This is a genomic window from Rhizobium sp. CRRU65, assembly GCF_048551595.1.
Lineage (GTDB): Bacteria > Pseudomonadota > Alphaproteobacteria > Rhizobiales > Rhizobiaceae > Rhizobium > Rhizobium leguminosarum_J.
In genome coordinates this window covers 35675-61669 of sequence record NZ_JBLYZH010000021.1, presented here as the reverse complement: position 1 = coordinate 61669, position 25995 = coordinate 35675, and the positions used below count along the sequence as shown (strand labels likewise).

The window sequence follows — 25995 nt, the reverse complement described above, 5'->3', positions numbered from 1 at the left end:
TTTCTTCCTTGGAATTAGGGATTGCTGCGGCCGAGGCCGTAGGTCAGCGCTAAGGCTCCGACGAGCACGGCGCCCTTGACGAAATCCTGGGTGTAGTAAGGGGCGTTCAGCATGGTGAGGCCGTTCAGCAGCACGCCGACGAAGACCGCGCCGGCAATGGTGCCAAGCACGTTTGGACGCCGCAGGTTGAAGACGGCAAAGCCGATCAATGCGGCAGCGACCGAATCCATCAGCAGCGAGCCGCCGGACGAGATATCACCACGCCCGACGCGGGCGGCGATGACAATGCCGCCGAGCGATGCCAGCGTGCCCGATAGGACATAGGCGAGCGTCTTCAGCCGCGCCGTCGAGGCGCCGGCAAGCCGGGTGGCGACCTCGTTGCCGCCGGTCGCAAACAATAGCCGGCCGATGCGGGTGCGTTCGGTGAGAATGAAGAGTGCGATGGCGACCACCGCCATCAGCACCACCGAAACGGGCAGGGTGCCGAGGATGCTGTAGCGGCCGATCAGCAAAAAGGCGGGGTCGTAGGCGCCGGTCGCCTTCGAGCCGTCGGGCAAAGTGAGGCCGGCCGAAATCGACCGGCCGGCGGTCGGGATCAGCTGCAGGCCGGAAAGCAGAAACATCATCGCCAGCGTCGCCAAGAGATCCGGCACCTTCAGGCGCACGATGAGGAAGGCGTTGACGAGGCCGATCAGGGCGCCAAAGGCGAGCACCAGCGGCACCGTCGCATAGGCATCAAGGCCCCAGACGATCATCGCGTAACTCGCCGCCATCACGCTCGATGCGGCGACCGCGCCGATCGACAGGTCGAAACCGCCGACAGCCAGTGTGACGGTGACGCCGGCGCCGAGGATGGCGACGACGGACACCGCCTGCAGGATGCTCATCAGATTGGCGATATTGATGAAGGCGGGTTGGGCAATGGTGAAGCCGACGATGAGCAGCGCCAGCAGGATGAACACCGCGCCCGCACGCAGGAACGCCCCGAGGGCGGCGAGACGGCCGTTATCGGCTTGCGGCGAGGCCCTCGGCCGGACGCTTGCCTGTGGAAGAGTGTCGTCGTCGATCGTCGTCATGCGGATATTCCCTGGATGGCAGAGGAAAGAGCGGCCCCGTCTGCCGCAGGCCTCAACACGTGGTGGTCGATCACGAGGATGCGGTCGGCCACCTCATAGGCCTCCTCCGGGTCGGAGGTCGCGATCAGCGTCGCCCGGTCGGTGCGGGCGCGAATTGCCCGGATGATGTCGTGACGGGCGCCGACGTCGACACCCTGGAAGGGTTCGTCGAGCAGCAGCAGCCGGCTCGGTTCCGCCTCCCAGCGGGCGATCACCGCCTTCTGCTGGTTGCCGCCCGACAGCGACCAGATCGAGGCGAGTGGACCCGCGGCCTTGATGCCGAGACGCGTGATCGCCTGTTCGGCCTCGCGTCGCTCACGGCCGCCGACAAGGAAACCGTGCGGATACCATTTGCCAAGATGCGGCAGGCTGATCGTCGCCGACAGCGAATGGCCGGGCCATGCCGGCGGCATCAGCGAGGAACGATGACGGTCTTCGGCCGCCATGGCGACACCCGATGCAATCGCTTCGGCCGGACCTTTCGGCCGGTAGGGCCGACCGCCGAGGAACATCGCACCGCCGGCAAGCGCCGTTACCCCGAAGATCGCCGATAGCAGCCGGCTCTTGCCGGCGCCGAGCACACCGGTCACCGCCACCACCTCGCCCTCATGCAATGACAGATCGAAGGAGGCGGCCCCAGAGAGCAGTCTGATATCGCGCATCTCGAAAATCACTGGTCCGGTCGCAGGCCGCACATCCGGCCGGGCCGCATCCAGTCTGCGGCCGATCATCGTCTCGATGGCGCTCGAAAAATCGATCGGCCGCGCGAAGGTGCCGACGACACGGCCGCCGCGCATGACGAGCGCGCGGTCGGCGATGGCTTCGAGGTCGGCGGTACGGTGCGAGATATAGAGGATCGCCAGTCCGCGCTTGCGCAGGCCGAGCAGAATATCGAAGAGGCGGCGGCCTTCCTCTCCGGAAAGGCTTGCCGTCGGCTCGTCGAGGATGAGGAGGTCGGCGCGGTTGGCAAGCGCCCGGGCGATCGCCACCAGTTGCCGGTCGGCGCTGGTGAGGTCACCGAAATCGCGGTCCAGCGGCAGGGTGAAGCCGGCGGCATCGAGCATGGACTGCGCGGCACGGCGGATGCCGGCGCGCGAGACGAAGAAGGGTGTGCTGCGATCGGCAAACCGGTTGAGCAGCAGGGCATCAGCAACGGTCAGACCGGCCGCGCCGACGAGATCCGTCGATTGATGCACCGTGACGACACCGGCCCTTGCCGCTTCGGCCGGGCTACGTGGCGCAAAGGCGCGGCCATCGAGGCTGACCATGCCGCCATCGGCCGGAAGCACGCCGGAAAGGATCTTGACCAGCGTCGATTTGCCTGCGCCGTTTGCGCCCATCAGCGCCACGATCTCGCCGCGTTCCATAGAAAAATCAGCGCCGGCAAGCGCCCGCGTCGACCCGAAACTGCGGGTGATATTTTCAATGTGAAGAAGCGGCATCGACAAAGGTCCGGGACTGTAATCGAAGCCGGAGTGTGCCCTGTCCGGGCGGTCGAACTCCAGGCACGCCTTTCCGCTGCGAGCCACGCTCAGGGAACAAAGAATCTCCCGCAGCCGGTAAAATCGGATCATTTACTCTACTAAAAACATAGAGATTATATCTAATAATTCAACGCGTCGCAGGGGCTTCCAGACCTGTCAGACGACGCCCCGATTTGCTAGAAGGAACGCGACGATGAAATCCCTCGCACGGCTCGCACTCTCTGCCGCCGTCATTCCGTTCATTTTCATTCAAGGCGCAAAAGCCGACGGTTTATCCGGTGCTCCCGCTCCCTTCGACAAGGGCGGCGTTAAAGTAGCGCTAATCAGCTACATCTCGGCCGGCGATTTCTTCCAGGCCTACCAGGCGGGAGCTGAAGCCCAGGCCAAGGCGCTGGATATCGACCTGCGCATCTTCCCCGGCCGGCAGGATGCCGCCGAGCAGCGCGAGCAGATCCTCCAGGCGATCAATCTCGGTGTCTCCGGCATCGTCATCGACCACGGCCTGCCGGAATCGCTCGGCGACGTCGTGCAGCAGGCGCTCGACAAGGGCATCAAGGTCGTGGCCTTCGACGTCAACCTCAACAACCCAAAGATTCCGCAGGTGGAGCAGAGCGATCACGAGCTTGCATCATTGGCGCTTGAACAGGTGGTGAAGGACAACGGCAACAGCTTCAACGCCGGCTATGTCTATGTCGCGGGCTTTGCGCCGCTCGACCGCCGCAACGAGGTCTGGGACAAGTTCAAGACAGACAATAAAGGCGTGGTCGAAAAGGCCCGTTTCGGCAATGTCAGCGACACGACGGCGACCTCGACCGCCGATCAAGCAAAGGCCGTGCTCACCGCCAATCCCGATATATCGGTCGTCTTCGCCCCCTATGACGAATTCGCCCGCGGTGTGAAGCTCGCCGCCAACGACCTCGGCATATCAAACAAGCTCAAGATCTATTCGGCCGACGTCTCGACGGCCGATATCCAGGAAATCACCGAGGAAGGCAGCCCTTGGGTCGCGACCGTGGCGACCAATCCTGCCGTCGTCGGCGCCGTCTCCATTCGCGCCGCAGCACTCGAAATCGCCGGACAGACGGTTCCCCACCAAATCACCGTGAAGCCGACCCTTCTGACGCAGGAAAGCCTGCGCGCAGCCGGTGTCAAGACGATCGAGGAGCTGGCCGAAAAGATCCCGGCCTTCAGCACGAGCGATGCGGCGACCGCCAACTGGATTCCGGACAAGCTTTTCTGAGGAGGTCACCCTCGATCCTTCCGGCGGGAGCCTCGTCTCCCGCCGGATCATCTTTTTGGAGAATTGGAGTTCCGCCTATGAGCCAGTCCAATGTCGTCTTCGCGACCAGCCGCAACCCGACGCGGGAAGACCTCTTTGCCCGTGCGCAGCATATCTCTGCCGACCTTTCCGGGCGCGCCGCAGACCTCGATCGCGAAGGCCGCCCGCCGCTTGGCGAAATCGTCAAATTGAAGAATGCCGGCCTGCTCAATGCGCTGCATCCCCGTGAGATCGGCGGCGGTGGCCTCGATTGGGTCGACGGGCTGAGGCTGGTGCGCATTCTCGCGCGTGGCGAGAGCTCGATCGGCCAGCTGCTCGGCTACCACTATGTCAACAGCCAGTACATCTATTGGGCCCTTGATACCGCACGCGCCCATGCGCTGGGCAGCGATACGGTCGCCAGGAACCTCTATTGGGGTGCGGCCGTCAATCCGCGCGATCCCGGGCTGGTGCTCACCCGTCGCGGCAACGGCTATGTGCTGAACGGACGCAAGTCCTTCTCCACGGCAGCGCGGGTCTCCGATTACATCAATGCCAATGCGACGCTCGACGACAAGATCGCCGGTTTCGCCGTGCCGACCAATCGTCAAGGTTACGTCGCCAATGACGACTGGGACAATATCGGTCAGCGCCTGTCAGACAGCGGTAGCGTCGAATTTCATGATTTCCCCGTTTACGAGGAGGATTTCGTCGGCGTACCCGCCGCACCCGACGCAGCACCGCCGGTGCTGTCGACCTTCAATACGCCGTTCATCCAGCTGGTCTTCGTTAATTTCTATCTCGGCACCGCGGAAGGCGCGCTGCACGCGGCCGTCGATTACGTCCGCAACACGACCCGGCCGTGGATAACCTCCGGTGTCGAGCGGGCGGCGGATGATCCTTATATCCTCGAACGCGTCGGCGAATTCACTGCCGCGCTGAAGGCCTCGGCGGCCCTTGCCGACAGTGCCGCAGCCGCCGTGCAGGCGGGTCTTGCCCGCGGCCGCGACGTCACCGAGCGCGAGCGCGGCGCCGCGGCGGCGGAAGCCTATGCCGCCAAAGTCCACGCCACTCATGTCTCGCTTGACATCACGTCGCGCGTCTTCGAGCTGACGGGCGCACGCTCAACAGCCGACAAATACCGCTTCGACCGTTTCTGGCGCAATGTCCGCACCCATACTCTGCACGACCCGGTCTTCTACAAGGCGAGGGAAGTCGGCGAATTCGCGCTGAACGACAAGATACCGGAGGTCAGTCTCTACAGCTGAGGCGACCACTCTTCCATCGAAGAACGAAGCCCCATTGCCGGCATCGGCAATGGGGCTTTTCCTTGGTAGGAATGGAGGTTTCAGAGCGCACCATTCTTCGGTGGCGTTACGCCGTTCAAATGGTAGTTGCCAACGACGTGATATTTCCAACGCACGGGATCGTGTAGCGTATGGGTGCGGGCATTGCGCCAGTGGCGGTCGAGGTTGAGGCCTGTTTGTACTGACGAGGTTCCGGCAAGCTCGAAAAGCGTGTTCGAGGCCTCGAGCGCCACTTCGGTCGTCAGTACCTTCGCCGCAGCGACTGCAAGCGTGGCCGCGATCACCTTTTCCTCCGTCGTCTCGACCTGCGCGGCATCGACCTTGTGCCCGGCGCGCTCCACCAGAGCCGTTGCGGCTTCCAGCCGGATGGCGATCTGGCCAACCTTGGCGATCGTTAGCGGATCGTCTGAGGCACGCTCAAGGCCGCTATCCATCCAGGGGCGTGATTTCGTCCTGACGAACTCCAGCGTTTCGGCAAAGGCCGCCCGTGCAATACCGAGATCGACGCCGGCATGGATGATCTGACCAACGGAGCCGATCGTCGTCGGCCGCTCGAAGCCCTTGTGATGGAAAACCACGGAATCGGCGCTGACATAGACATTGTCGAGGATCGTCGTACCGCTGCCGGTGGTGCGCTGGCCAAAACCGTCCCAGTCGTCGACGATCTCGACGCCTTCAGTACCCTTCGGCACGAAGGCCATGGTCAACCGGTCCTCCGGATCGAGCGCGAAGATGGTGATCCAGTCGGCGAAGAGGACGCCGGTCGAATAGAATTTGCGGCCGTTGATCCGGTAACCCGGACCGTCGCGGGTGATGCGCGTGTTGTAGTGGCCGACCGTCTTGGTGCCGCGCTCGGACAGCGCATTACCGAAACGGTCGCCGGCCAGCACGCGGCCGAAGAAATAGCGCTGCTGCTCCTCGCCGCCGTCGGTTCTGAGCGCCTCGAGAATATAGAAATGGTTCTGCGGGATCTGGCCGATCGAACCGTCCGCCTCAGACAGGATCGCGGTGACCTCGGCAAGCACGGCGTTGGAGACGTCAAGCCCGCCATATTGCGCCGGTACGGTGATCGCCAGAAGGCCGGACTGGGCGAGAAGATCGAGTTCACCAAACGGCAGCATCCGTTCGGCGTCGCGCTCGGCGGCGCGTGCGGCAAATTGTGCCGCCAGTCTGCGGGCGGTGGCGATCGCCTCATCATCGCTGCCGATACGGTCGGCCACGGGCCGGATCTGATCTGCTTGCCTTAGCACGGTGTTCATCGATGTCTCCACTTCTGACGATGCTATCGGTGAAAGAAATCGAGCGTCGAGATAAGAGCATAAATTCTATAGACGTCATCGAAAATGAAAAGTGTTTGCTTATCAGCCTCCGGCGGTCGCGATTAGGCTTCCGGTCTGGCGTTCGCGCGAAAACGCGGGTCGGAGAAGCAATGAAATTCCTGCCGGAAATTACCACCGCCGGCCTCGATTTGATTTCACCGACCTCCTACGTAACCGATATCCGATGCGTCGCCGCAGCGGCTCCAGACAGAACGCCCAATGCGGGGCAGGCGGCCGCCTTGCCCGATCCATGAGGAAAGTCATGACCCCACGGCAGTTGCGCCTCGGCGCCTTCATGCGTCCCGTCAGCCTGCATACCGGCGCCTGGCGCTATCCCAGTTCTTATCCCGACGCCAATTTCAATTTCGCGCATCTGAAGTCCTTCGCACAGGCGCTGGAACGGGCGAAATTCGACGCCTTCTTCATGGCCGATCATCTTGCCGTGCTCAACATGCCGGTCGAGGCGCTCAGGCGCAGCCACACCGTGACCTCCTTCGAGCCCTTTACGCTGCTCTCGGCGCTGGCAGCGGTGACGGAGCGCATCGGCCTCGTCGCCACGGCCTCCACCACCTTCGACGAGCCCTATCACATTGCCCGGCGTTTCGCCTCGCTCGACCATATCAGCGGCGGCCGCGCCGGCTGGAACATCGTCACGACGTCGAACCCCGATGCCGCGCTCAATTTCGGCCTCGACGAACATGTGGAGCATGGCGAGCGGTATCATCGCGCCCGGGAATTCTACGACGTGGTCACCGGGCTCTGGGACAGCTTCGCCGACGATGCCTTCATCCGCGATCGGGAAAGCGGCCTGTTCTTCGATCCGGCAAAGATGCATGTGCTGGGCCACAAGGGCGAGGAACTGAGCGTGCGCGGGCCACTCAATATCGCCCGGCCGCCGCAGGGTTGGCCCGTCATCGTCCAGGCCGGCCAGTCGGACCCCGGCCGCCAGCTTGCCGCGGAAACCGCCGAGATGGTCTTCTGTTCGCCGCGCGATCTTGCCGCGGGCAGGGCGCTTTATGCCGATATCAAGGGCCGCATGGAAGCCATCGGCCGTAACCGCGAGCACCTGAAGATCCTGCCCGCCGCCTTCGTCATCGTCGGCGACAGCATCGAGGAGGCGCGCGCCAAACGCGCCACGCTCGACAGTCTGGTGCATTACGACAGCGCCATCGCCTCGCTTTCAATCGCGCTCGGCCATGACGCTTCGGGCTTTGATCCCGACGCGCCGCTACCGGCCGATATTCCCGACACCAATGCCAGCAAGACCGGCCGGGCACAGGTGCTGAAGCTTGCCGCGGAGGAAAATCTGACGGTGCGTCAGTTGGCGCAACGTTATGGCGGCTATGCCGGCCTTGCCTTCGTCGGCACGCCTGCCAGCATCGCCGACGAGATGGAACGCTGGCTTGATGAGGAAGGCTCGGATGGTTTCAACGTCGTCTTCCCCTATCTGCCGCAGGGTCTCCTCGACGTCACCGACCGGCTGGTTCCCGAGCTGCAGCGCCGCGGCCTGTTCCGTAGCGAATACGAGGGCACGACGCTGCGCGAACATCTCGGATTGCCGCGGCCTGAGAACCGGTTCTTTGCAGCAGGTACATGAAGGGGCTCGCTTCTGTTTTCCGGAAGCAAGCCAATAGTGCTCAGGCCATGACCTCAACCCGAAACGCGTCGCTTTCGCCCGCCATCAGTTCGAGGGGCCAGATGATGTTGCGGTCGCCTCCCGGATAGAAATCTCGATAGACCGGCATGGTGGCGAGAAGCATCCGGGCGAGCGCGACGCCGAGATCGTAGAGCGACATTCGAAAGCAGCTGAGCGAGGGCTGCAGGAACCGTGCGCGCGGAGCGTCGCGGAAGCCGATCACCGCAAGGTCGCGGCCGGGCATGACGCCCGATTCCATCAGGCGGCGGTAAAGGCCGATCGCCATCAGCTCGTAGATCAAGATCACCGCCGTCGGCCGCTCTTCGAGCAGCAGCAGCTCATGGGCCGCCAGATAGCCGCCCTGTTCACTCGACTTGATGCGAATGACGAGCGTGGGGTCGAAGGGAATATCGTGCCGCTCGAGCGCGCGGCGATAGCTGTCGATAAAGAGATAGCCGAGGTTGGCCTCGCTCGATGGCGCGGTGATCGCGATCCGGCGGTGGCCCAGCGTGATCAGCCGCTCGACGGCATGGTCGGCCACGCCCTCGAAATCGAGATCGATCCATGGAAAATTGCCGGCCGAAAGGCTGCGGCCGAGCGCGACGAAGGGGATTTTCGCCCTCGACAGAAAATCAATGCGCCGATCGACGCGCTGCGTGTCCGAGATGATCATCGCATCGACGATGCGCCGCGCCACCATCCGCTTCAGATATTCGTGCGGGTCCTCGTCGCTCGGGCAGGGCAGCATGATGAGGTCGAGCTTGTGGCGGGCAAAGACGCTTTGCAGGCCGCTGGTGACGCCGAGGAAGAAGTTGTCGGCGTTCTCGACCGTTTCCTTGCTGGATTCGATCATCAACCCGATGACCTTCGTCTCCCCCTGCCTCAGGCTCCGCCCGGACTGATTGGCGACATAGCCGAGTTCCTTGGCCGCCGCCAGCACCCGCCGGCGGGTTTCCTCATTGACATCGGGCTTGCTGTTCAGCGCACGGGAGACCGTGCCGATCGAGATATCCAGGTATTCGGCAAGCTGGCGAATCCCCTTCATCGGCCGCGATTTTCTTTCGGTCTGCAATTTCGCATTTTGCCTCTATTGACACGGTAAAATGTTTCCGCATACAGTCGTAAACGTTTACGGAGTGCGTGTCATCAGGAGTTGGCGCCATTCTTTCGGAGGAAATCGTGAAATTCAGTGCCATTTTGTGCGGGTGCGGAGCTATGTCCAAAGGTTGGTTGCGCGCCATCGCTTCCAACCCTCTGCTGGCCGAATCCATCACCATCGTCGGCCTTGTCGACCTGAACCGGGAGACGGCCGAAAAGCTTGCCGCGGAGTTCGGCCTTGAAGGCGCCGTCATCGGTTCGGACCTGTCTGCGGTCATCACTGCCACGAAGGCTGATCTGGTCTTCGACATCGTCATTCCGGCTGCGCGCTACGACGTCGTTTCGACGGCACTCAAGGCCGGCTGCCATGTGCTCAGCGAAAAGCCGATGGCGGCCTCGCTTGCCGAGGGCGCTGCGCTGGTCGATCTTGCCGCCGAGACCGGCCGTATCCACGCTGTCATCCAGAACCGTCGCTTCATATCAGGCGTCAGGCGCCTGCGTCGCTTCGTCGACAGCGGCGCGATCGGCGAACTCACCGGCATCCATTGCGACTTCTTCCTGGCGCCGCATTTCGGCGGCTTCCGCGAAGAGATGGACAATGTCCTGCTTCTCGACATGGCAATCCACACCTTCGATTCGGCGCGCTACGTCGCCGACCGGAAGCCGCTCGCCGTCTATTGCGTCGAGCGCAATCCGAAGGGTTCGTGGTACCGGCACGGCGCCTCGGCCAATGCCATTTTCGAATTTACCGACGACATCGTCTTCACCTATCGCGGCTCCTGGTGCGCCGAGGGCGAGCGCACCAGCTGGGAAAGCCAGTGGCGTCTCGTCGGCTCGAAGGGGATGCTCACCTGGGATGGCGAGGAGAGTTTCAAGGCGACTGTTGCCGGCGAAGAGCCCGGCCTTTTGCATGGTTCCGCTGCCGTAAACGTTCCCGGTCCGGAACATGACGAGGAAACCCATGGCCACGCCAGCGTCATCGCCGACTTCATCGCGGCGATCGGCACCGGCAAACGGCCCGAGACGGTCAATTCCGACAATATCCGAAGCCTTGCCATGGTCTTCGGCGCAATCGAAAGCGCCAAGACGGGCAGGCGCGTCGAAATTTCAGCATAGGATGACGTGACGTGAGCAACCCTGCAAAATCCATTCGTATCGGCACCATGGTCAGCGGCAACAAGGGCGATGCCGCCGCGCGCATCGGCGAGATCGCCGGCATGGGCTTCGAAAGCTTCGAGCCCTTCTTCTGGCAGACGACGAAGGGCCAGGACCTGGCCGAGCTCGGCAAGCGTTGCCTCGATGCGATCGGCGACCGCGACATCACCATCTCGACGCTCGGCATGTTCGGCAATCCGCTGGAAGAGACCGCAATCGACCTCGAGACGCTGGAGGGCTGGAAACATTGTATCGACAATGCCCATCACTTCGGCGCCACCTGCGTTGCCGGCTTCACCGGCCGCATCCGCGGCAAGCCGCTGACAGACAGCCTGCCTCGCTACAAGCAGATCTGGAGCGAGCTTGCCAAGCGGGCGGCCGACAAGGGCGTCAAGATTGCTTTCGAGAATTGCGCCATGGACGGCAACTGGGCGACCGGCGACTGGAATATCGCGCATAATCCCGACGCCTGGGAACTGATGTTCAACGAGACGCCTGACGATAATATCGGGCTGGAGTGGGAGCCGTGCCATCAGATGGTCTATCTGATCGACCCTTTGCCGCAGATCCGCAAATGGGCGCACAAGTTCTTCCACGTCCACGGCAAGGACGCGACCATCCGCTGGGAGGTCATCAAGGAACACGGTATCTTCGGCAAGGAGAAATTCGTCTTCATGCGCACGCCGGGCTTCGGCGACAGCAACTGGACCGACATCATTTCTGAACTGCGCCTCGCCGGCTGGTCGGGCTCGATCGACATCGAAGGCTGGCACGACCCGGTCTATCGCGACGCGCTTGAAATGACCGGCCAGGTCTATGCGCTGAACCACCTCAAGCATGCCCGGGGCGGCGAATTCGTCGTCGACCCCATCTGATGATATCGTTTCCGGCAAGGAGGAATTGCCGGAAACGGGGATAACCACAAAGGAGGAGAACCATGGCTATCCGCAAATATGCAATTCTGGGCGCTCTCGCACTTGCAGGCGTCTCGCTGTTCGGTCTTTCGGCCAAGGCCGAAGACGTCACACTGACGCTCTGGTCGCTGGATAAGGACACCCAGCCGGCGCCGAACCTCGTCAAGGAGTTCAACGCCCAGAACAACGGCATCAAGATCGAATATCGGCTGATCCAGTTCGACGACGTCGTCACCGAGGCGATGCGTGCCTATGCGACCGGCCAGGCGCCCGACATCATCGCCGTCGACAATCCGGAGCATGCGCTGTTTTCGTCGCGCGGCGCCTTCCTGGATCTTACCGACATGATCGCCAAGTCGACCGTCATCAAACCGGAGAATTATTTCCCCGGCCCGCTGAAATCGGTCGAGTGGGACGGCAAGTATTTTGGCGTGCCGAAGGCGACCAATACGATCGCGCTTTACTATAACAAGGACATGTTCAAGGCCAAGGGCCTCGACCCGAACAAGCCACCGCAGACTTGGGACGAGCTCGTCGGGGACGCGCGTAAGCTGACCGACCCCGCCAAGAACGTCTATGGTCTCGCCTTCTCGGCCAAGGCCAACGAGGAGGGCACCTTCCAGTTCCTTCCCTGGGCTCAGATGGGCGGCGGCAGCTATGAGAACATCAATGCCGAAGGCGCGGTGAAGGCGCTCGGGATCTGGAAGACGATCATGGACGAGAAGCTCGCTTCTCCCGACACCTTGACGCGCGGCCAGTGGGATTCGACCGGCACCTTCAATTCCGGCAATGCGGCAATGGCGATCTCGGGCCCGTGGGAGCTCGACCGCATGACGCAGGAAGCGAAGTTCGACTGGGGCGTCACGCTGCTCCCGGTTCCCAAGGAAGGGGCTGAACGCTCCTCGGCCATGGGCGACTTCAACTGGGCGATCTTCGCCACCAGCAAACATCCGGCCGAAGCCTTCAAGGCGCTCGAATATTTCGCCTCGCAGGACGACAAGATGTTCAAGAACTTCGGCCAGCTTCCGGCCCGTTCCGACATCTCGATCCCCGAGACCGGCCAGCCGCTGAAGGATGCAGCCCTCAAGGTCTTCCTCGAACAGCTGAAATACGCCAAGCCGCGCGGCCCGCATCCGCAATGGCCGAAGATCTCCAAGGCGATCCAGGACGCCATCCAGGCAGCACTGACCGGCCAGATGAGCCCGAAAGACGCGCTCGACCAGGCAGCCGACAAGATCAAGGCAGTACTAGGCTGATCATTGGCTGCGAGCGAGCCGCTTGCTCCCTCTTCTCCCCAGCGGGGAGAAGAGGAACCGGAAGCAACGCGTCTTTTAACCGGATGAGCCTCGGTTCATCGCATCATTTCCTCCCGGCAGGGGCCGTCTTCCGCAGCATGCGCCAGGCGGCCCCGTTCGGAGTATCGGAGGACCCATGAAGAGGATCCTGATGAGCGTCAGGGACGGCCGCGGTTTCGATATCGTGCTGGTCGCTTTCCCGCTCGGCTTTCTGTTCCTGATGGCGGGGCTGCCGCTGATCTACAATGTCGTGATGAGTTTCCAGGAGGTCGACATGTTCAGCCTCGGGACCTTCTCGCGTCCCTTCGTCGGCTTCAAGAATTATACCGACCTCTTCGCGCAGCCGGAGACGCTGCCGATCCTCTACAACACCGTCATCTTCGTCGTCGGCTCCATCGCCGGCCAGTTCCTGATCGGCTTCGGCCTGGCGCTGTTCTTCTGGGTCAATTTTCCCGGCGCCTCATGGATGCGCGGCCTGTTCCTCGTCTCCTGGGTGATGCCCGGCCTCGTCGTCGGCGCCATCTGGAACTGGATTCTGTCGGGCGATTTCGGCGTGCTGAATTTCATCCTGAAGGAAAGCGGCATTATCTCGGGTAACATCTTCTGGCGCTCGGACCCGCATTATTCGCTTTATGCCGTCATCATCGCCAATGTCTGGCTCGGCACCTCGTTCAACATGATCCTGCTTTCCGTCGGCCTTGCCGGCATTCCCGCCGATCTCTACGAAGCGGCCGAACTCGACGGCGCCAATGTCTGGCAGCGCTTCTGGACGATCACGCTGCCGATGATGCGCTCGACCATCGGCGCCATCATCGCACTTGGCCTGATCTTCACGTTACAGCAATTCGATCTTTTCGCCGCGATCACGTCGGGCGGGCCGAACAATTCATCGAACGTCACGCAATATTGGGCCTGGGATCTCTCCTTCCGCCAATACGACTTCGCCAAGGGCGCAACGATCTCCGTCATCATGATCGTCTTCGTCATGTTCGCGTCCGTCGTCTATGTCCGGTCCACACGCCACGAGGTGCGCGGATGATTACGACGAATCGCGACCGCCTGATGCTCGCCATATCGATCGTCATGGCGGCGATCTATCTGTTCCCGCTCTACTGGATGTACATCACCGCGCTGAAAAGCGGCTCGGAGATGTTCGCGACGCCGCCGAGCTTCTGGCCGGCTGCACCCCAATGGGGCACCTATGCCTATGTCTGGGAAAGCCGCGACATGGGCCGTTATCTCTGGAACTCGCTGGTCATCGCTCTCGGCTCCATGGCGCTCATCACGCTGCTTGGCGTCGGCTGCGCCTATGTGCTCGCCAGATACCGCAATGTCTGGGTGGATATCGGTCTGTTCCTGATCCTGATGCTGCAGGTCCTACCGGCATCGCTGATGATCACGCCAATCTTCGTCGGCTTTTCGCAGATCGGCATGCTGAATTATCCACGCCTTGCCGTCATCATCGCGGTCGCGGCAAAGAGCATGCCCTTCTTCGTCATCCTGGTGCGCGCCACCTTCATGAGCGTTCCCCAGGAGTTGGAGGAGGCGGCTCTCGTCGACGGCAATTCGCGCGTCGGCGCCTTCTTCAACATCGTGCTGCCGCTTGCCCGCAACGGCATCCTGGTCAGCGCCATCCTGATCTTCATGCAGGCCTTCGGCGAATTCGTCTATTCGAAGTCGATGATCCAGGCGGTCGACCTTCAGCCGGCAAGCGTCGGCCTCAATTCCTTCATGGGGCCGAACACCAACGAGTGGAACAACATCATGGCCTACGCCACGATGTATGTGACGCCGATCCTTGCCATCTTCGTTCTCTTGCAGCGCCGCATCGTATCCGGCCTCACCTCTGGAGCCCTCAAATGACCACACAGATCGAGCTCAGAGGCGTCAACAAATATTACGGCGCCTTCCACGCCCTGAAGAACATCGACCTTTCGATCGCCAAGGGCACTTTCGTCGCGCTCGTCGGCCCCTCGGGCTGCGGCAAGTCCACGCTGCTGCGCTCGCTTGCCGGCCTCGAAAGCATTTCGTCGGGCGATCTCAGGATTGCCGGCGAGCTGATGAACGGCGTGCCACCACGCAAGCGCGACGTCGCCATGGTGTTCCAGTCCTATGCCCTCTATCCGCATATGACGGTCGAGGAGAACCTGACCTACAGCCTGCGCATTCGCGGCATCGCCAAGGCCGAGGCCAAGAAGGCGGCCGAAGACGTGGCGGCGACGACCGGTCTTTCGCATCTCCTGAAGCGCTATCCGCGCGAGCTCTCTGGCGGTCAGCGCCAGCGCGTCGCCATGAGCCGCGCCATCATCCGCCATCCCAAGGCCTTCTTGTTCGACGAGCCGCTGTCCAATCTCGATGCTGCGCTGCGCGTCCACATGCGCAAGGAAATCCGGTCGCTGCACGACCGGCTGCACGCAACCTTCGTCTACGTCACGCACGACCAGGTCGAAGCGATGACGATGGCCGACCATGTGGTGGTGATGCGCGACGGCATCATCGAACAGCAAGGCGCGCCGCTCGACCTCTACGACCGGCCGGCGAACCGGTTCGTTGCCGGCTTCATTGGCTCGCCGGCGATGAATTTCATTCCCGCGATCGCCGCGGAAGACGGCAAGAGCCTGATCCTGGACTTCGGCGCGGTGAAGCAGACGCTTGCGATATCACGTGCCATCGAACCCGGCCGCAAGCTCATCGCCGGCATCCGGCCGGAGCACATCGGCGTCGTCGAGCCCGGCCATGGCAGCTTCGACGTGCCGATCGCCTTCGTCGAATCGACCGGCTCGTCGACCTTCATCGTCGCGGAGACCCAGCCGGAACTGACAATCGTCGAGACGCGCCGCGACAGGGTCAAGGCAGGAGACATGATCGGACTTTCGGTCGATCCGGGCCAGGTCCATCTCTTCGACGCGTCGACGGATCACCTCATATAAAGGCAGCAGCCCTCGGCTTGGAATTGTCATAAAATCGAACCCGGCGACGCCGTCGAGCCAGATCTCGAAAGCATCACCGGCGACTGGCTGCGCGACAAGCTCGACCGGACGATCGCCTGAGGGCCTGTCCGGTCGAGCTTCGATCGGATCGCAAGAAAAACGAATGCCGCACGATCATCGCTGTTGACAACGGGGCACAATCGATATTGTCTTGTAAAGCGGTTTACTAAACCGCTTTACAATAGGTTCAGTCAATGGCCAAGGGAACGACACCAAGTCTGAAGGATGTTGCGGCAGCGGCCGGCGTGTCGATCACCACCGTGTCGCGTTTCGTCAATGGCAGTCTCGATCTTCCCTTTCAGACCAAGAAGCGCATCGAGGATGCGATCAAGACGCTGAACTACCGGCCGAACCCGCATGCGCGTCGCTTAAGCAGGGGGCGCTCGGATACGATCGGCCTCGTCGTGCCCGATATCGCCAATCCCTTCTTCGCGACGCTCGTCGCCGCCGTGGAGCAGGCGGCCGATGAAAAGAAGCTCGCGGTCTCCTTGCACGCCACCCTCAACCGGCCGGGACGCGAGATTGAATATCTGCAGCTGATCGAGCGCAATCACGTCGACGGTCTGATCTTCGTCACCAACCACCCCGACGATGGCGCGCTTGCCGCGCTGATCAACGGCAGCGGCAAGGTCATTATCGTCGATGAGGACATTCCCGATTCGAAGGCGCCGAAGCTATTCTGCGACAATGAGCAGGGCGGCTATCTCGCCGGTCAGCACCTGGCCGAACAAGGCCATCGCCATGTCCTCTTCATCGGCGGCGACGAGCGTATGATCAGCGCCCGCAGGCGCTATGACGGCCTGCTGAAGGCGCTCAGGGAGCGGCATGGCGGCGAGGCCCGAGCCGATCGCTATGCCGGCGAATATACGATCGAATATGGCCGTGCGGCGGCACTCGACTATCTCTCCGGAGACCGAAAAGCGACGGCGATCTTTGCCAGCTCCGACGAGATCGCCATCGGGCTGGTCGAGGTCTTCAGAAGCCGAGGCGTCTCGATCCCAGGCGACATCTCAGTCATCGGCTTCGACGACGTCGGTCCGCTTCATCTCTTTGCGCCGCCGCTGACGGCCATCCGCCAGCCGGTGCGTGAGATCGGCCGGCGGTCGCTGGAGCTGCTTCTGGAAACCAATTGGCACGAGTGGAAACCATCCGCCTCGGAAGAACTCCTGCCTGTCGAAATCGTGGTGCGGAACTCCGTTGCGCCGCCTGCGAAATAATAATCAGCAACGTCAAAAAACCAAAAGAGGATGAGAACATGACACTGAATTTGACAAGACGAACGATGATCGCAGCCGCCGGCTTCACGGCATTGACCTTCATCGGCCTGTCCAGCGCCGCGGCGCAGGAAAAGAAGACTGTCGCGCTGGTGCAGATCAACCAGCAGGCGCTTTTCTTCAATCAGATGAATGAGGGCGCCCAGAAGGCGGCCGATGCCGCTGGCGTCAAGCTGGTGATCTTCAACGCCAACAACGAGACGACGGCGCAGAACAGTGCCATCGAAACCTACGTCCAGGAAAAGGTCTCCGGCCTTGCCGTCGTGGCGATCGACGTCAATGGCATCATGCCGGCGGTCAAGCAGGCGGCCGATGCCGGCATTCCGGTCGTCGCCATCGACGCCATCCTGCCTGATGGTCCGCAGAAGGCGCAGATCGGCGTGGACAATGCCGCAGCCGGCGGCGACATGGGCAAATACTTCCTCGACTACGTCAAGGCGAACATGGGCGGCAAGGCCAAGCTCGGCGTTGTCGGAGCGCTGAACTCGTTCATCCAGAATATCCGCCAGGACGGCTTCGAGAAGACCCTGAAAGGCGTCGACGGCATTGAAATGGCCGGCGTCGTCGACGGGCAGAACATCCAGGACAACGCCCTTGCGGCGGCAGAAAACCTGATCACCGCCAATCCTGACCTGACCGCGATCTACGCCACCGGCGAGCCGGCCCTGATGGGGGCGATCGCCGCCGTCCAGAGCCAGGGCAAGCAGGATAAGATCAAGGTGTTCGGCTGGGATCTGACTGCCGAAGCCATTGCCGGCATCGATGCCGGCTTCGTCGTCGCCGTCGTCCAGCAGGATCCGGCCGCAATGGGCGGTGCCGCCGTCGACGCGCTCGTCAAGGCCTCGGCCGGCGAAGCCGTCACCAAGACGATCTCGGTGCCGATCACCATAGTGACCAAGGAGAATGTCGAGCCGTACCGGGCCGTCTTCAAATGATCGAAAGCGGACAGCGTGACATCGCTGCCGCCGGTTCCGGAGGCGTCGCATCCTCCGGAACCGGAACATCCGGCGGCACCCGATCCGACCCGCGCATCTCGCTGCGCGGCATCCGCAAGTCGTTCGGCTCGCACCAGGCCCTGCGCGGCGTCGATCTCGACATCTTCCCCGGCGAATGCCTGGGCCTTGTCGGCGATAACGCCGCCGGCAAATCGACGCTGACGAAAATCATCTCGGGAACCTACATTCCCGATGCCGGCACGATCAGTATGGAAGGCGAAGAGGTTCGCTTCTCCGGCCCCGCGGATGCGCGTGGCAGAAACATCGAAATGGTGTTCCAGGATCTCAGTCTCTGCGACCATATCGATGTCGTAGGCAATCTCTTCCTCGGCCGCGAACTCAGCCGCGGGCCGTTTCTCGACACCAGGACGATGCTGTCCGAAGCCCGCAAGATGCTGGATTCGCTTGAGATCCGCATCCCGAGGCTGACCGGCAAGGTCGCCCAGCTCTCCGGCGGGCAGCGTCAGGCGATCGCGATCGCACGCGCTGCCTCCTTCAAGCCGAAGGTGCTGATCATGGACGAGCCGACGTCGGCACTTGCCGTCGCCGAGGTCGAAGCGGTTCTGGCCCTGATCAACCGCGTCAAGGCGAACGGGGTTTCGGTGATCCTCATTACCCACCGGCTGCAGGATCTCTTTCGGGTCTGTGACCGAATTGCGGTGATGTACGAGGGCACGAAGGTGGCCGAACGGCAGATCGGTAGCACCAATCTCGAAGATCTCGTCAGGCTGATCGTCGGTGAAGGAGCCAGACAATGACGGCTTATACGGAACGCGGCCACGGCTCGCGCGTCGCCGATTTCTTCGGCGAACACGCACAGGTCCTGTCGATCGCCATCTTCTTTCTGGCCTGCATGATCTTCTTCTCGATCGGCAGCGAAACCTTCTTCACGCTCGGCAACATCCTGAACATCGTGCGGCAGGCTGCTCCCATCCTGATCGTCGCCATCGCCATGACATTCGTCATCATCACCGGCGGCATCGATCTTTCGGTCGGCTCGCAGGTCGCCCTCATCAACGCGGTCGCGGCGATCGTTATGGCGATGGGTGTTCCCTGGCCGTCGGTGGTCATCGGCATGATCGTGCTCGGCGGCTTCATGGGACTGGTCCAGGGCTGGTTTGTCGCCTATCAGGGCATCCCGGCCTTCATCGTGACACTTGCCGGCCTATCGATCCTGCGCGGTCTGGCGCTCTATCTGACCCAGGGCTATTCCATTCCGATCAAGGATGCGCCGGGCTTCTTCGCGCTCGGCCGGGGCGAAATCCTCAGCTTCCCGATCCCCGCGGTCATCGCCGTCATCATCGCCATTCTCGGTTACGTCGTTATCACCGCGACCAAGTATGGCCGCCAGGTCGTGGCGGTCGGCTCCAATGCGGAGGCGGCGCGGCGTGTCGGCATGCCCGCCAAATGGATTATCGCCTCGGTCTATATCATCTCCGGCGTCGCCTGCGCCGTCGCCGGCCTGTTGATCGCCGCTCGCCTCGGCTCCGGCTCGTCCAATGCCGCCGTCGGCTTCGAGCTGCAGGTGATCGCGGCCGTCGTGCTCGGCGGAACGTCGCTGATGGGCGGACGCGGCACCATTCTCGGCACCGTACTCGGCACGCTGACCATCGCCGTCATCGGCAATGGCCTGATCCTGATGCACATATCGCCGTTCTTCACCCAGATCGTCACCGGCGCCATCATTCTCGTCGCCATCTGGCTGAACACGCGCATCTTCACGGCCAATTTCCATTTCCGGCTGGGCAGGAAAGGATGAAGCTATGAGCGAACAGGCAGCAGAAAGCCTGTCTGAAGCGCATGTCCGCTCCGGCAAGGTGATGACCGTCACCGGCCCGATTTCGGCGGATGCGCTCGGCGTGACGCTGATGCACGAGCATATCCTCAACGATTGCCGCTGCTGGTGGCACGCGCCGAAGACACCGGAACGGCAATATCTCGCCGAAAGCTTCGTCTGCATGGAGATCCTCGGCGAACTCCGGCAGGACCCCTTCGTCAACAAGCACAATATCACGCTCGACGACGAACATCTGGCGGTGACCGAACTCAAGGATTTCGCCACGGCGGGCGGGCGCACCGTGGTGGAGCCGACCTGCAAGGGCATCGGCCGTGATCCGCTGGCGCTCCAGCGCATCTCGAAAGCATCCGGCCTCAACATCGTGATGGGGGCGGGTTATTACCTCGGCTCCTCGCATCCGGAAGGCGTCGCGGCAATGAGCGTCGATGAGATCGCGGGTGAAATTGTCCGCGAGGCGAGGCAAGGCGTCGACGGCACCGGCGTCAGGATCGGCCTGATCGGCGAGATCGGCGTCTCCTCGGATTTCACCGCCGAGGAGGAAAAGTCGCTACGCGGTGCGGCGCGTGCGCAGGTGCTGACCGGGCTTCCCCTGATGGTGCATCTGCCGGGTTGGTTCCGTCTCGGCCACCGCGTGCTTGACGTGGTCGCCGAAGAGGGGGCGGATCTCCGCCATACCGTGCTTTGCCACATGAACCCGTCGCATGACGACATCGCCTATCAGAGCGAGCTGGCGGAGCGTGGCGCCTTCATCGAATACGACATGATCGGCATGGATTTCTTCTATGCCGACCAGCAGGTGCAATGCCCGAGCGACGAGGAGGCGGCGCGTGCGATCGTGCGTCTCGTCGAGGCCGGATATCTCAACCGGATTCTTCTGTCGCATGACGTCTTTCTGAAGATGATGCTGACGCATTACGGCGGCAATGGCTACGCCTATATCCTTCGCCATTTTCTTCCCCGTCTGGAGCGGCACGGCCTCGATAGGACGGTTCTCGACGAGATGATGCGCGGCAATCCGCGCCGCGTCTTTCATGCCGGAGCGTAGCTCCATCCAATCAATCGATCACAGGTAACCGCAGACCATGACCAAGAAAATCCTCCTTGTCGGCGAGAGCTGGGTCAGCTCCGCCACGCATTACAAAGGCTTCGACCAGTTCGGCAGCGTCACCTTCCATCTCGGCGCCGAACCGCTGGTGAAAGCGCTCGCCGCCAGCGCCTTCGAGCTCACCTATATGCCGGCGCACGAGGCAGTGGAGAAGTTCCCCTTCGATATGGCGGGGCTCGATGCCTATGACGCCATCATCCTCTCGGATATCGGCGCCAATTCGCTGCTGCTGCCGCCGGATGTATGGCTGCATTCGCGCACGGTGCCGAACCGGCTGAAACTTCTGAAGGCATGGGTGGAAAAGGGCGGCGGCCTGCTGATGGTCGGCGGCTACTTCTCCTTCCAGGGCATCGACGGCAAGGCGCGCTGGCGGCGCACCCCCGTCGAAGACACGCTGCCCGTCACGTGCCTGCCTTACGACGACCGCGTCGAGATCCCCGAGGGCACGGTTGCCGAGGTGGTGAAGCCGGAGCATCCGACGGTGCAGGGGCTTGAAGGCGCCTGGCCGGTGCTTCTCGGCGTCAATGAGGTCGAAGTGCGAGCCCGCGCCGATGTCGAGATCGTCGCGCGCCTGCCCGAGGATCAGGGCGGCCATCCGCTGCTCGTCGTCGGCACGCATGGCACTGGCCGGACGGCGGCCTGGACGTCGGATATCGGCCCGCACTGGCTCTCGCCCGCTTTCTGTGAATGGGAGGGCTACGGCCGGCTCTGGAAGAACATCCTCGGCTGGCTCACCGAAAAGCAGGCGTGATGTCGGCACGCGCCAGGAATTGGAAAGGGAGGAATGACATGCAGGAAATTTCGGACAGGCCGTCCCACGCCATCAGGGATATCTTCGGCAGGGACAAGGTTCTGATCGGCATGATCCATTGCCCGGCCTTTCCGGGCGCGCCGCGCTACCGGGGGGCTGCGATGAATGCGATTTACGACGCCTGCATGCGCGACGCCGAAGCCTGCATGGAAGGCGGCCTGCATGGGCTGATCATCGAAAATCACGGCGATGTGCCGTTTTCGAAGCCCGAGGATATCGGCCCCGAGACGACCGGCTTCATGTCTGTCGTCACCGACCGGATCGCGCGCGCGGCCGGCATTCCGCTCGGCGTCAACGTGCTGGCCAATGCGCCGATCCCGGCTTTCGCCATCGCCATGGCCGGTGGCGCCAAATTCATCCGCGTCAATCAGTGGGCCAATGCCTATGTCGCCAATGAAGGTTTTATGGAGGGCAGGGCCGCCGAAGCCATGCGCTACCGCTCGCTGCTGAGGGCCGAACACATCAAGGTCTTTGCTGACAGCCACGTCAAGCATGGCAGCCACGCCATCGTCGCCGACCGTTCGATCCAGGAGCTGACGCGCGATCTCGCCTTCTTCGATGCCGACGGCGTCATCGCCACCGGCCAACGGACCGGCAATTCGGCAACGATGGAGGAGATCGAGGAAATCGGCGCGGCGACACACCTGCCGCTGCTCGTCGGCTCCGGCGTCAACAAGGACAATATCGTCGATATTCTCGCCCGCACCAATGGCGTCATCGTTGCGTCTTCGTTGAAACACGGCGGCGTCTGGTGGAACCCGGTCGATATCGAGCGCGTGCGCGCCTTCCGCGCGGCGGCCGAACCGGGCCTGGAGGGCTGAGCATGGCGGCAGAGAGCCTTTCGGCCCGCATCCTGCGCGAGAACAACGCTGTCCTTGGCGCGATGCTGAACCACCGCTTTGTCGAGGACGTGAAGAACGACAGGCTGAGCAAGGAGGCTTTCGAGCGTTATCTCGTCTATGAAGGCGCCTTCGTCGACAGCGCCATCTCGATCTTCGCCTATGCGGCGGCGACCGCCAACACCATGACGCAGAAGCGCTGGCTGATCGCGGTTCTCGACGCGCTTGCCAACGAGCAGATCGCCTATTTCGAACGCACCTTCGCCGGCCGCGGCATCGATCCCTCGTCCTTCGACACCGGCATCGCCGAGGTCGAGGCCTTTCGCGCCGGCATGTTGGAAATCGCTCGCCAAGGCGGCTTCCTCGACACGGTCGCGGCGATGTTTGCGGCCGAGTGGATGTATTGGACCTGGTCGAAGGAAGCAGCTAACCGCCCGATCAGCGATCCCCTCTTGAAGGAATGGGTCGACCTGCATGTCGATCCGAATTTCGCCGCCCAGGCGCAATGGCTGAAGAATGAACTCGACATGGCAGGAGAAACGCTGGAAGAGGATGAGAAAGCGCGGCTCAGCGCAATCTTCGGCCGGGCGATGCAACTCGAGATCGATTTTCACGATGCGCCTTATCTTTAGCTTCACCTTGCGAAAGCGGATGCATGCGCGCCTACATAGTCGGTAACGTCGCCATCGACGAAACCATCGCCGTCTCCGAACTTCCCGTTATCGGTGCCTCCATCCTCGGCAATGCCGGTGGCAGCGATCTCGGCGGCAAGGGCACGAACCAGGCGGTCGTCATGGCCCGCTGCGGCGTTCCGACAACGCTGGTGGCGCCCATCGGCAGGGATGCGAGGGCCGATACAATACGCCATTACCTCGCGGACGAACCGCTTCGGAGCGAACTGATCGAAATGGAAAATGCATCGAGCGATGTCTCGATCATCTTCCGGCTGCCGGGCGGCGAAAATGCCATCGTCACGACGACGGAAGCGGCGCAGAGCCTGTCCCTGTCCGATGTCAGGCGGATCCTGTCGACGGCCGGCCCTGGCGATCTTATGATGCTGCAGGGCAATCTGTCCGACCAGACGACCCGCGATATCCTGGAGCATGCAAGAGCGATGGGCATGGTCACCGCCTTCAACCCCTCGCCGGTGCGCTCTTATTTCTCTGATCTTTGGGGGTTGATCGACATCGCCTTCCTCAACAAGGGCGAGGCGCAGACCCTGACGGGAACGACGGGCGGGCAGGCTGCCGAATATCTGCTAAGCCGGGGCCTGCGAGACGTCGTTCTGACGCTCGGCAGCGACGGCGCGATGCTCGTGAACCGGCACGATAGTGTCGAAGTACCGGCCCAGGTCTGCGATGTTGTGGATACAACGGGCGCAGGCGATACCTTCATGGCCGCAGCACTGGCATCCTGCGTGATGCGCGGGCAGAGGCTGGACCGTCTAGCCATCGAACACGCAGCCGCGGCCGCAGCCATCACCGTCTCAAGACATGGAACAAGAAAGGCGTTTCCGACCACTTCCGAGCTTGAAGCGATCCTGAGATAACCGGCACGGTGTGACGAGCGCTTCATAAAACCATCATCAGCCTCTGCGAAGGGATGGCTTCTCGCGATTCCCTCCGCTACATCCGGACCTTCCTCATGACATCACCCTCGATTACCGCGCGTCTTTCCCCGACCGCCTCGTCCCGCCTCGTTGTGCTTGCCGAAACGGTATTGAAGGCGGGCGAGACCGCCCGTGGCTCGCTGCGGCGACGAACGTCGGCAGAAATGCTCGCCAAGGCGCCGCGCGATTATCAGACCGAAATCGATGTCGCCGTCGAGCGGATCATCGTCGACGAGATGACGAAGGCCTTCCCGGACTATGCCATCCAGGGCGAGGAAGCCGTCGGCAACCGCACGGCGGGTCCAGAAACGCCGATCATCTACATCGACCCGATCGACGGCACGACCAATTACGCCTGGGGCATTCCGCATTTCGGCATGACGATCTCGATCGTCGAAGGCGGCAGGCTCGTCATGGGCGTCGTCTATGACGCCATGCAGGACGAGCTGTTCAGCGCCGAGATCGGCGGCGGCGCTTATCTCAACGGCGAGCGTATCCGCTGCGCCGATGTCGGCGACATCGAGAATGTGCTTGTCGGCGCCGGGCTGCCGATCCCCGGCCAGGTCACGGCGGTTGCGGAAGCGACCTATTTCGAAGCCATCAAACGGCTGATGGCCAATACGGCGGGTTTGCGCCGCCTCGGCTCGGCAGCCTTGTCGATCGCCTATGTCGCCTGCGGCCGGCTGGACGGATTCTTCGAGGACGGGCTCGCGATCCATGATTTCGGCGCCTCGGCGCTGCTGGTCGAAGAGGCGGGCGGCATCGTCACCCGGTTTTCCGGGGCCGAAGTCAACGGGCAGGGCGATATCCTTGCCGCCAGCAAGGCGCTGCATCCCTGGCTGCTGGAAGGCTTCCAGAGCAAGGCGTGAACCGGCGCGCCCGAGCGTCTAAACTCGCAGGAGCTCTTCGATCTCCACATCGCCCTTTGCCGGCATCGACTGATGGACGAGCTCGTTGTCGCGGAAGACGAAAAAGCCGGCGAAACGCGGCTCGACCCTCATCCCGGCCCGGATGCGATCGTCCGGCGCCACCATCGCCTTCAGACGGCTGCCGTCGGCAAGATCGACATCGACCATCTTGTGGGTGCCGAAATCGACGATGCGATGGACTGTCGCGGCATCGACCCGCTCCGAGGGACGGATGGTCAGCGCTTCCGGGCGGGCGGCCAGCGTCACCGGCCCATCCTCGACAGGAACCGCAAGCGGGAAGAGCGGATGTTCGCAGACGCCGTTTCTGGTCTGACTCTGGACAAAATTCATCGAGCCGATGAAACCGGCGACGAAGGCCGTCTGCGGCTGCCGGTAGATGGTGCTCGGCGGCGCGATCTGTTCGGTGCACCCGTCGCGCATGACGACGATGCGGTCGGCGAGCGCTAAGGCCTCGTCCTGGCCATGGGTGACGAAGAGCGTGGTGATGCCGAGGCGCTGCTGAATATCGCGCACTTCCTCCCGCAGCCTTTCTCGTAAGTGCTGGTCGAGGCTGGCGAAGGGCTCGTCGAGCAGAAGGATCTTCGGCTCAAGCACCAGCGAGCGGGCAAGCGCGACGCGCTGCTGCTGACCGCCTGACAGTTGCGTCGTCATCCGGCGGCCGTAGTCGGCAAGGCCGACCAGCGCAAGCGCATCCTCGACACGCTCACGGATTTCGGATTTCGGCAGCCGGCGGAGCTTCAGGCCGAAGGCGATGTTGTTGAAGACATCCATGTGCGTCCAGAGCGCATGGCTCTGGAATACCATACCGGTCGGGCGTCGCTCGGGCGGCAGCGTCGTCACATCCTTCGCGTCGATGCGGATCGTTCCGCCGCTCGGGCGCTCGAAGCCGCCGATCATCCTGAGAAGCGTCGACTTGCCGGAACCGGATGGGCCAAGCAGGCAGACGAGTTCGCCGTCGCCCACTTCGAGCGAGAAGTCGCGAACGGCAAAGGTGGTCCCGAACAGCTTCGAAACGCCCTCGATCGAAAGATGTGCCATTCTCAAACCCTTCCTTGAACTGGTAC

At 62.5% G+C, this 25995-nt stretch carries 25 protein-coding genes; 20 read left to right on the top strand and 5 right to left on the bottom strand.

Annotated elements, in window-relative coordinates:
- Positions 1-14: 14 nt before the first annotated feature.
- Positions 15-1076 (bottom strand): ABC transporter permease, encoded by a 1062-nt coding sequence (locus ACM5SV_RS31815; RefSeq protein ID WP_017997202.1) that lies wholly within the window; start codon positions 1074-1076, stop codon positions 15-17.
- Positions 1073-2557, bottom strand: coding sequence for a sugar ABC transporter ATP-binding protein (locus tag ACM5SV_RS31810; protein ID WP_017997201.1), 1485 nt, complete (start codon positions 2555-2557; stop codon positions 1073-1075). The genes ACM5SV_RS31815 and ACM5SV_RS31810 overlap by 4 nt, the downstream gene beginning before the upstream one ends.
- A gap of 235 nt (positions 2558-2792) precedes the next feature.
- On the opposite strand from ACM5SV_RS31810, the gene ACM5SV_RS31805 reads away from it, so the two are divergent.
- On the top strand, positions 2793-3839 hold the full coding sequence (locus ACM5SV_RS31805) for a substrate-binding domain-containing protein (RefSeq protein ID WP_017997200.1): 1047 nt from the start codon (positions 2793-2795) through the stop codon (positions 3837-3839).
- A 77-nt stretch (positions 3840-3916) separates the two neighbouring features.
- On the top strand, positions 3917-5125 hold the full coding sequence (locus ACM5SV_RS31800; RefSeq protein WP_017997199.1) for an acyl-CoA dehydrogenase family protein: 1209 nt from the start codon (positions 3917-3919) through the stop codon (positions 5123-5125).
- A gap of 80 nt (positions 5126-5205) precedes the next feature.
- Here ACM5SV_RS31800 and ACM5SV_RS31795 read toward each other — a convergent pair whose 3' ends face one another.
- Positions 5206-6423: an SfnB family sulfur acquisition oxidoreductase gene (locus ACM5SV_RS31795; RefSeq protein WP_026157696.1), complete on the bottom strand. Its 1218-nt coding sequence runs from the start codon at positions 6421-6423 to the stop codon at positions 5206-5208.
- Between the two features lie 170 nt (positions 6424-6593).
- Here ACM5SV_RS31795 and ACM5SV_RS31790 point away from each other — a divergent pair, with 170 nt between their 5' ends.
- Together ACM5SV_RS31790 and ACM5SV_RS31785 are read left to right on the top strand one after the other, a co-directional pair.
- The gene (locus ACM5SV_RS31790; protein WP_017997197.1) at positions 6594-6737 is read left to right on the top strand and encodes a hypothetical protein; all 144 of its coding nucleotides are present in this window, start codon (positions 6594-6596) and stop codon (positions 6735-6737) included.
- An 8-nt stretch (positions 6738-6745) separates the two neighbouring features.
- Entirely contained in the window at positions 6746-8080 is a 1335-nt protein-coding gene (locus ACM5SV_RS31785; RefSeq protein ID WP_017997196.1) for an LLM class flavin-dependent oxidoreductase, read from the top strand.
- A gap of 40 nt (positions 8081-8120) precedes the next feature.
- Here ACM5SV_RS31785 and ACM5SV_RS31780 read toward each other — a convergent pair whose 3' ends face one another.
- Entirely contained in the window at positions 8121-9164 is a 1044-nt protein-coding gene (locus tag ACM5SV_RS31780) for a substrate-binding domain-containing protein (protein ID WP_026157695.1), read from the bottom strand.
- 134 nt (positions 9165-9298) lie between these two features.
- On the opposite strand from ACM5SV_RS31780, the gene ACM5SV_RS31775 reads away from it, so the two are divergent.
- The 16 genes from ACM5SV_RS31775 (at position 9299) to ACM5SV_RS31700 (ending at position 24871) form a co-directional block, all read left to right on the top strand.
- Positions 9299-10333, top strand: coding sequence for a Gfo/Idh/MocA family protein (locus ACM5SV_RS31775; RefSeq protein ID WP_017997194.1), 1035 nt, complete (start codon positions 9299-9301; stop codon positions 10331-10333).
- 11 nt (positions 10334-10344) lie between these two features.
- The gene (locus ACM5SV_RS31770) at positions 10345-11247 is read left to right on the top strand and encodes a sugar phosphate isomerase/epimerase family protein (protein WP_012760055.1); all 903 of its coding nucleotides are present in this window, start codon (positions 10345-10347) and stop codon (positions 11245-11247) included.
- A 62-nt stretch (positions 11248-11309) separates the two neighbouring features.
- Positions 11310-12542 carry an ABC transporter substrate-binding protein gene (locus ACM5SV_RS31765; protein WP_222017806.1) on the top strand — a complete coding sequence of 411 codons (1233 nt, stop codon included), beginning with the start codon at positions 11310-11312 and terminating at the stop codon, positions 12540-12542.
- A gap of 175 nt (positions 12543-12717) precedes the next feature.
- A complete protein-coding gene (locus ACM5SV_RS31760) occupies positions 12718-13620 on the top strand; it encodes a carbohydrate ABC transporter permease (protein ID WP_003552007.1) in 903 nt (300 codons plus the stop codon).
- The gene (locus tag ACM5SV_RS31755; RefSeq protein ID WP_017997193.1) at positions 13617-14444 is read left to right on the top strand and encodes a carbohydrate ABC transporter permease; all 828 of its coding nucleotides are present in this window, start codon (positions 13617-13619) and stop codon (positions 14442-14444) included. The genes ACM5SV_RS31760 and ACM5SV_RS31755 overlap by 4 nt, the downstream gene beginning before the upstream one ends.
- Positions 14441-15511, top strand: a complete 1071-nt coding sequence (locus ACM5SV_RS31750; RefSeq protein WP_012760059.1) for an ABC transporter ATP-binding protein — start codon at positions 14441-14443, stop codon at positions 15509-15511. Before ACM5SV_RS31755 ends, ACM5SV_RS31750 begins: the two co-directional genes overlap by 4 nt.
- 254 nt (positions 15512-15765) lie before the next feature.
- Positions 15766-16788 (top strand): LacI family DNA-binding transcriptional regulator, encoded by a 1023-nt coding sequence (locus ACM5SV_RS31745; RefSeq protein WP_017997192.1) that lies wholly within the window; start codon positions 15766-15768, stop codon positions 16786-16788.
- A gap of 38 nt (positions 16789-16826) precedes the next feature.
- A complete protein-coding gene (locus ACM5SV_RS31740; protein ID WP_017997191.1) occupies positions 16827-17780 on the top strand; it encodes a substrate-binding domain-containing protein in 954 nt (317 codons plus the stop codon).
- Positions 17777-18598: an ATP-binding cassette domain-containing protein gene (locus ACM5SV_RS31735; RefSeq protein WP_012760062.1), complete on the top strand. Its 822-nt coding sequence runs from the start codon at positions 17777-17779 to the stop codon at positions 18596-18598. The genes ACM5SV_RS31740 and ACM5SV_RS31735 overlap by 4 nt, the downstream gene beginning before the upstream one ends.
- Positions 18595-19599, top strand: coding sequence for an ABC transporter permease (locus tag ACM5SV_RS31730; RefSeq protein WP_017997190.1), 1005 nt, complete (start codon positions 18595-18597; stop codon positions 19597-19599). The genes ACM5SV_RS31735 and ACM5SV_RS31730 overlap by 4 nt, the downstream gene beginning before the upstream one ends.
- 4 nt (positions 19600-19603) lie before the next feature.
- Positions 19604-20683 carry a phosphotriesterase family protein gene (locus ACM5SV_RS31725; RefSeq protein WP_012760064.1) on the top strand — a complete coding sequence of 360 codons (1080 nt, stop codon included), beginning with the start codon at positions 19604-19606 and terminating at the stop codon, positions 20681-20683.
- A gap of 37 nt (positions 20684-20720) precedes the next feature.
- The gene (locus tag ACM5SV_RS31720; protein ID WP_017997189.1) at positions 20721-21494 is read left to right on the top strand and encodes a glutamine amidotransferase; all 774 of its coding nucleotides are present in this window, start codon (positions 20721-20723) and stop codon (positions 21492-21494) included.
- Positions 21495-21532: 38 nt separating this feature from the next.
- Positions 21533-22375: a BtpA/SgcQ family protein gene (locus ACM5SV_RS31715; RefSeq protein WP_012760066.1), complete on the top strand. Its 843-nt coding sequence runs from the start codon at positions 21533-21535 to the stop codon at positions 22373-22375.
- A 2-nt stretch (positions 22376-22377) separates the two neighbouring features.
- Positions 22378-23025 carry a TenA family protein gene (locus ACM5SV_RS31710; RefSeq protein ID WP_017997188.1) on the top strand — a complete coding sequence of 216 codons (648 nt, stop codon included), beginning with the start codon at positions 22378-22380 and terminating at the stop codon, positions 23023-23025.
- Between the two features lie 23 nt (positions 23026-23048).
- On the top strand, positions 23049-23942 hold the full coding sequence (locus ACM5SV_RS31705; RefSeq protein ID WP_017997187.1) for a ribokinase: 894 nt from the start codon (positions 23049-23051) through the stop codon (positions 23940-23942).
- A gap of 95 nt (positions 23943-24037) precedes the next feature.
- Positions 24038-24871: an inositol monophosphatase family protein gene (locus ACM5SV_RS31700; protein ID WP_026157694.1), complete on the top strand. Its 834-nt coding sequence runs from the start codon at positions 24038-24040 to the stop codon at positions 24869-24871.
- Positions 24872-24889: 18 nt separating this feature from the next.
- On the opposite strand, the gene ACM5SV_RS31695 is transcribed toward ACM5SV_RS31700, so the two are convergent.
- Complete coding sequence (locus tag ACM5SV_RS31695; protein ID WP_221964834.1) at positions 24890-25969, bottom strand: ABC transporter ATP-binding protein; 1080 nt, start codon at positions 25967-25969, stop codon at positions 24890-24892.
- Positions 25970-25995 lie beyond the last annotated feature (26 nt).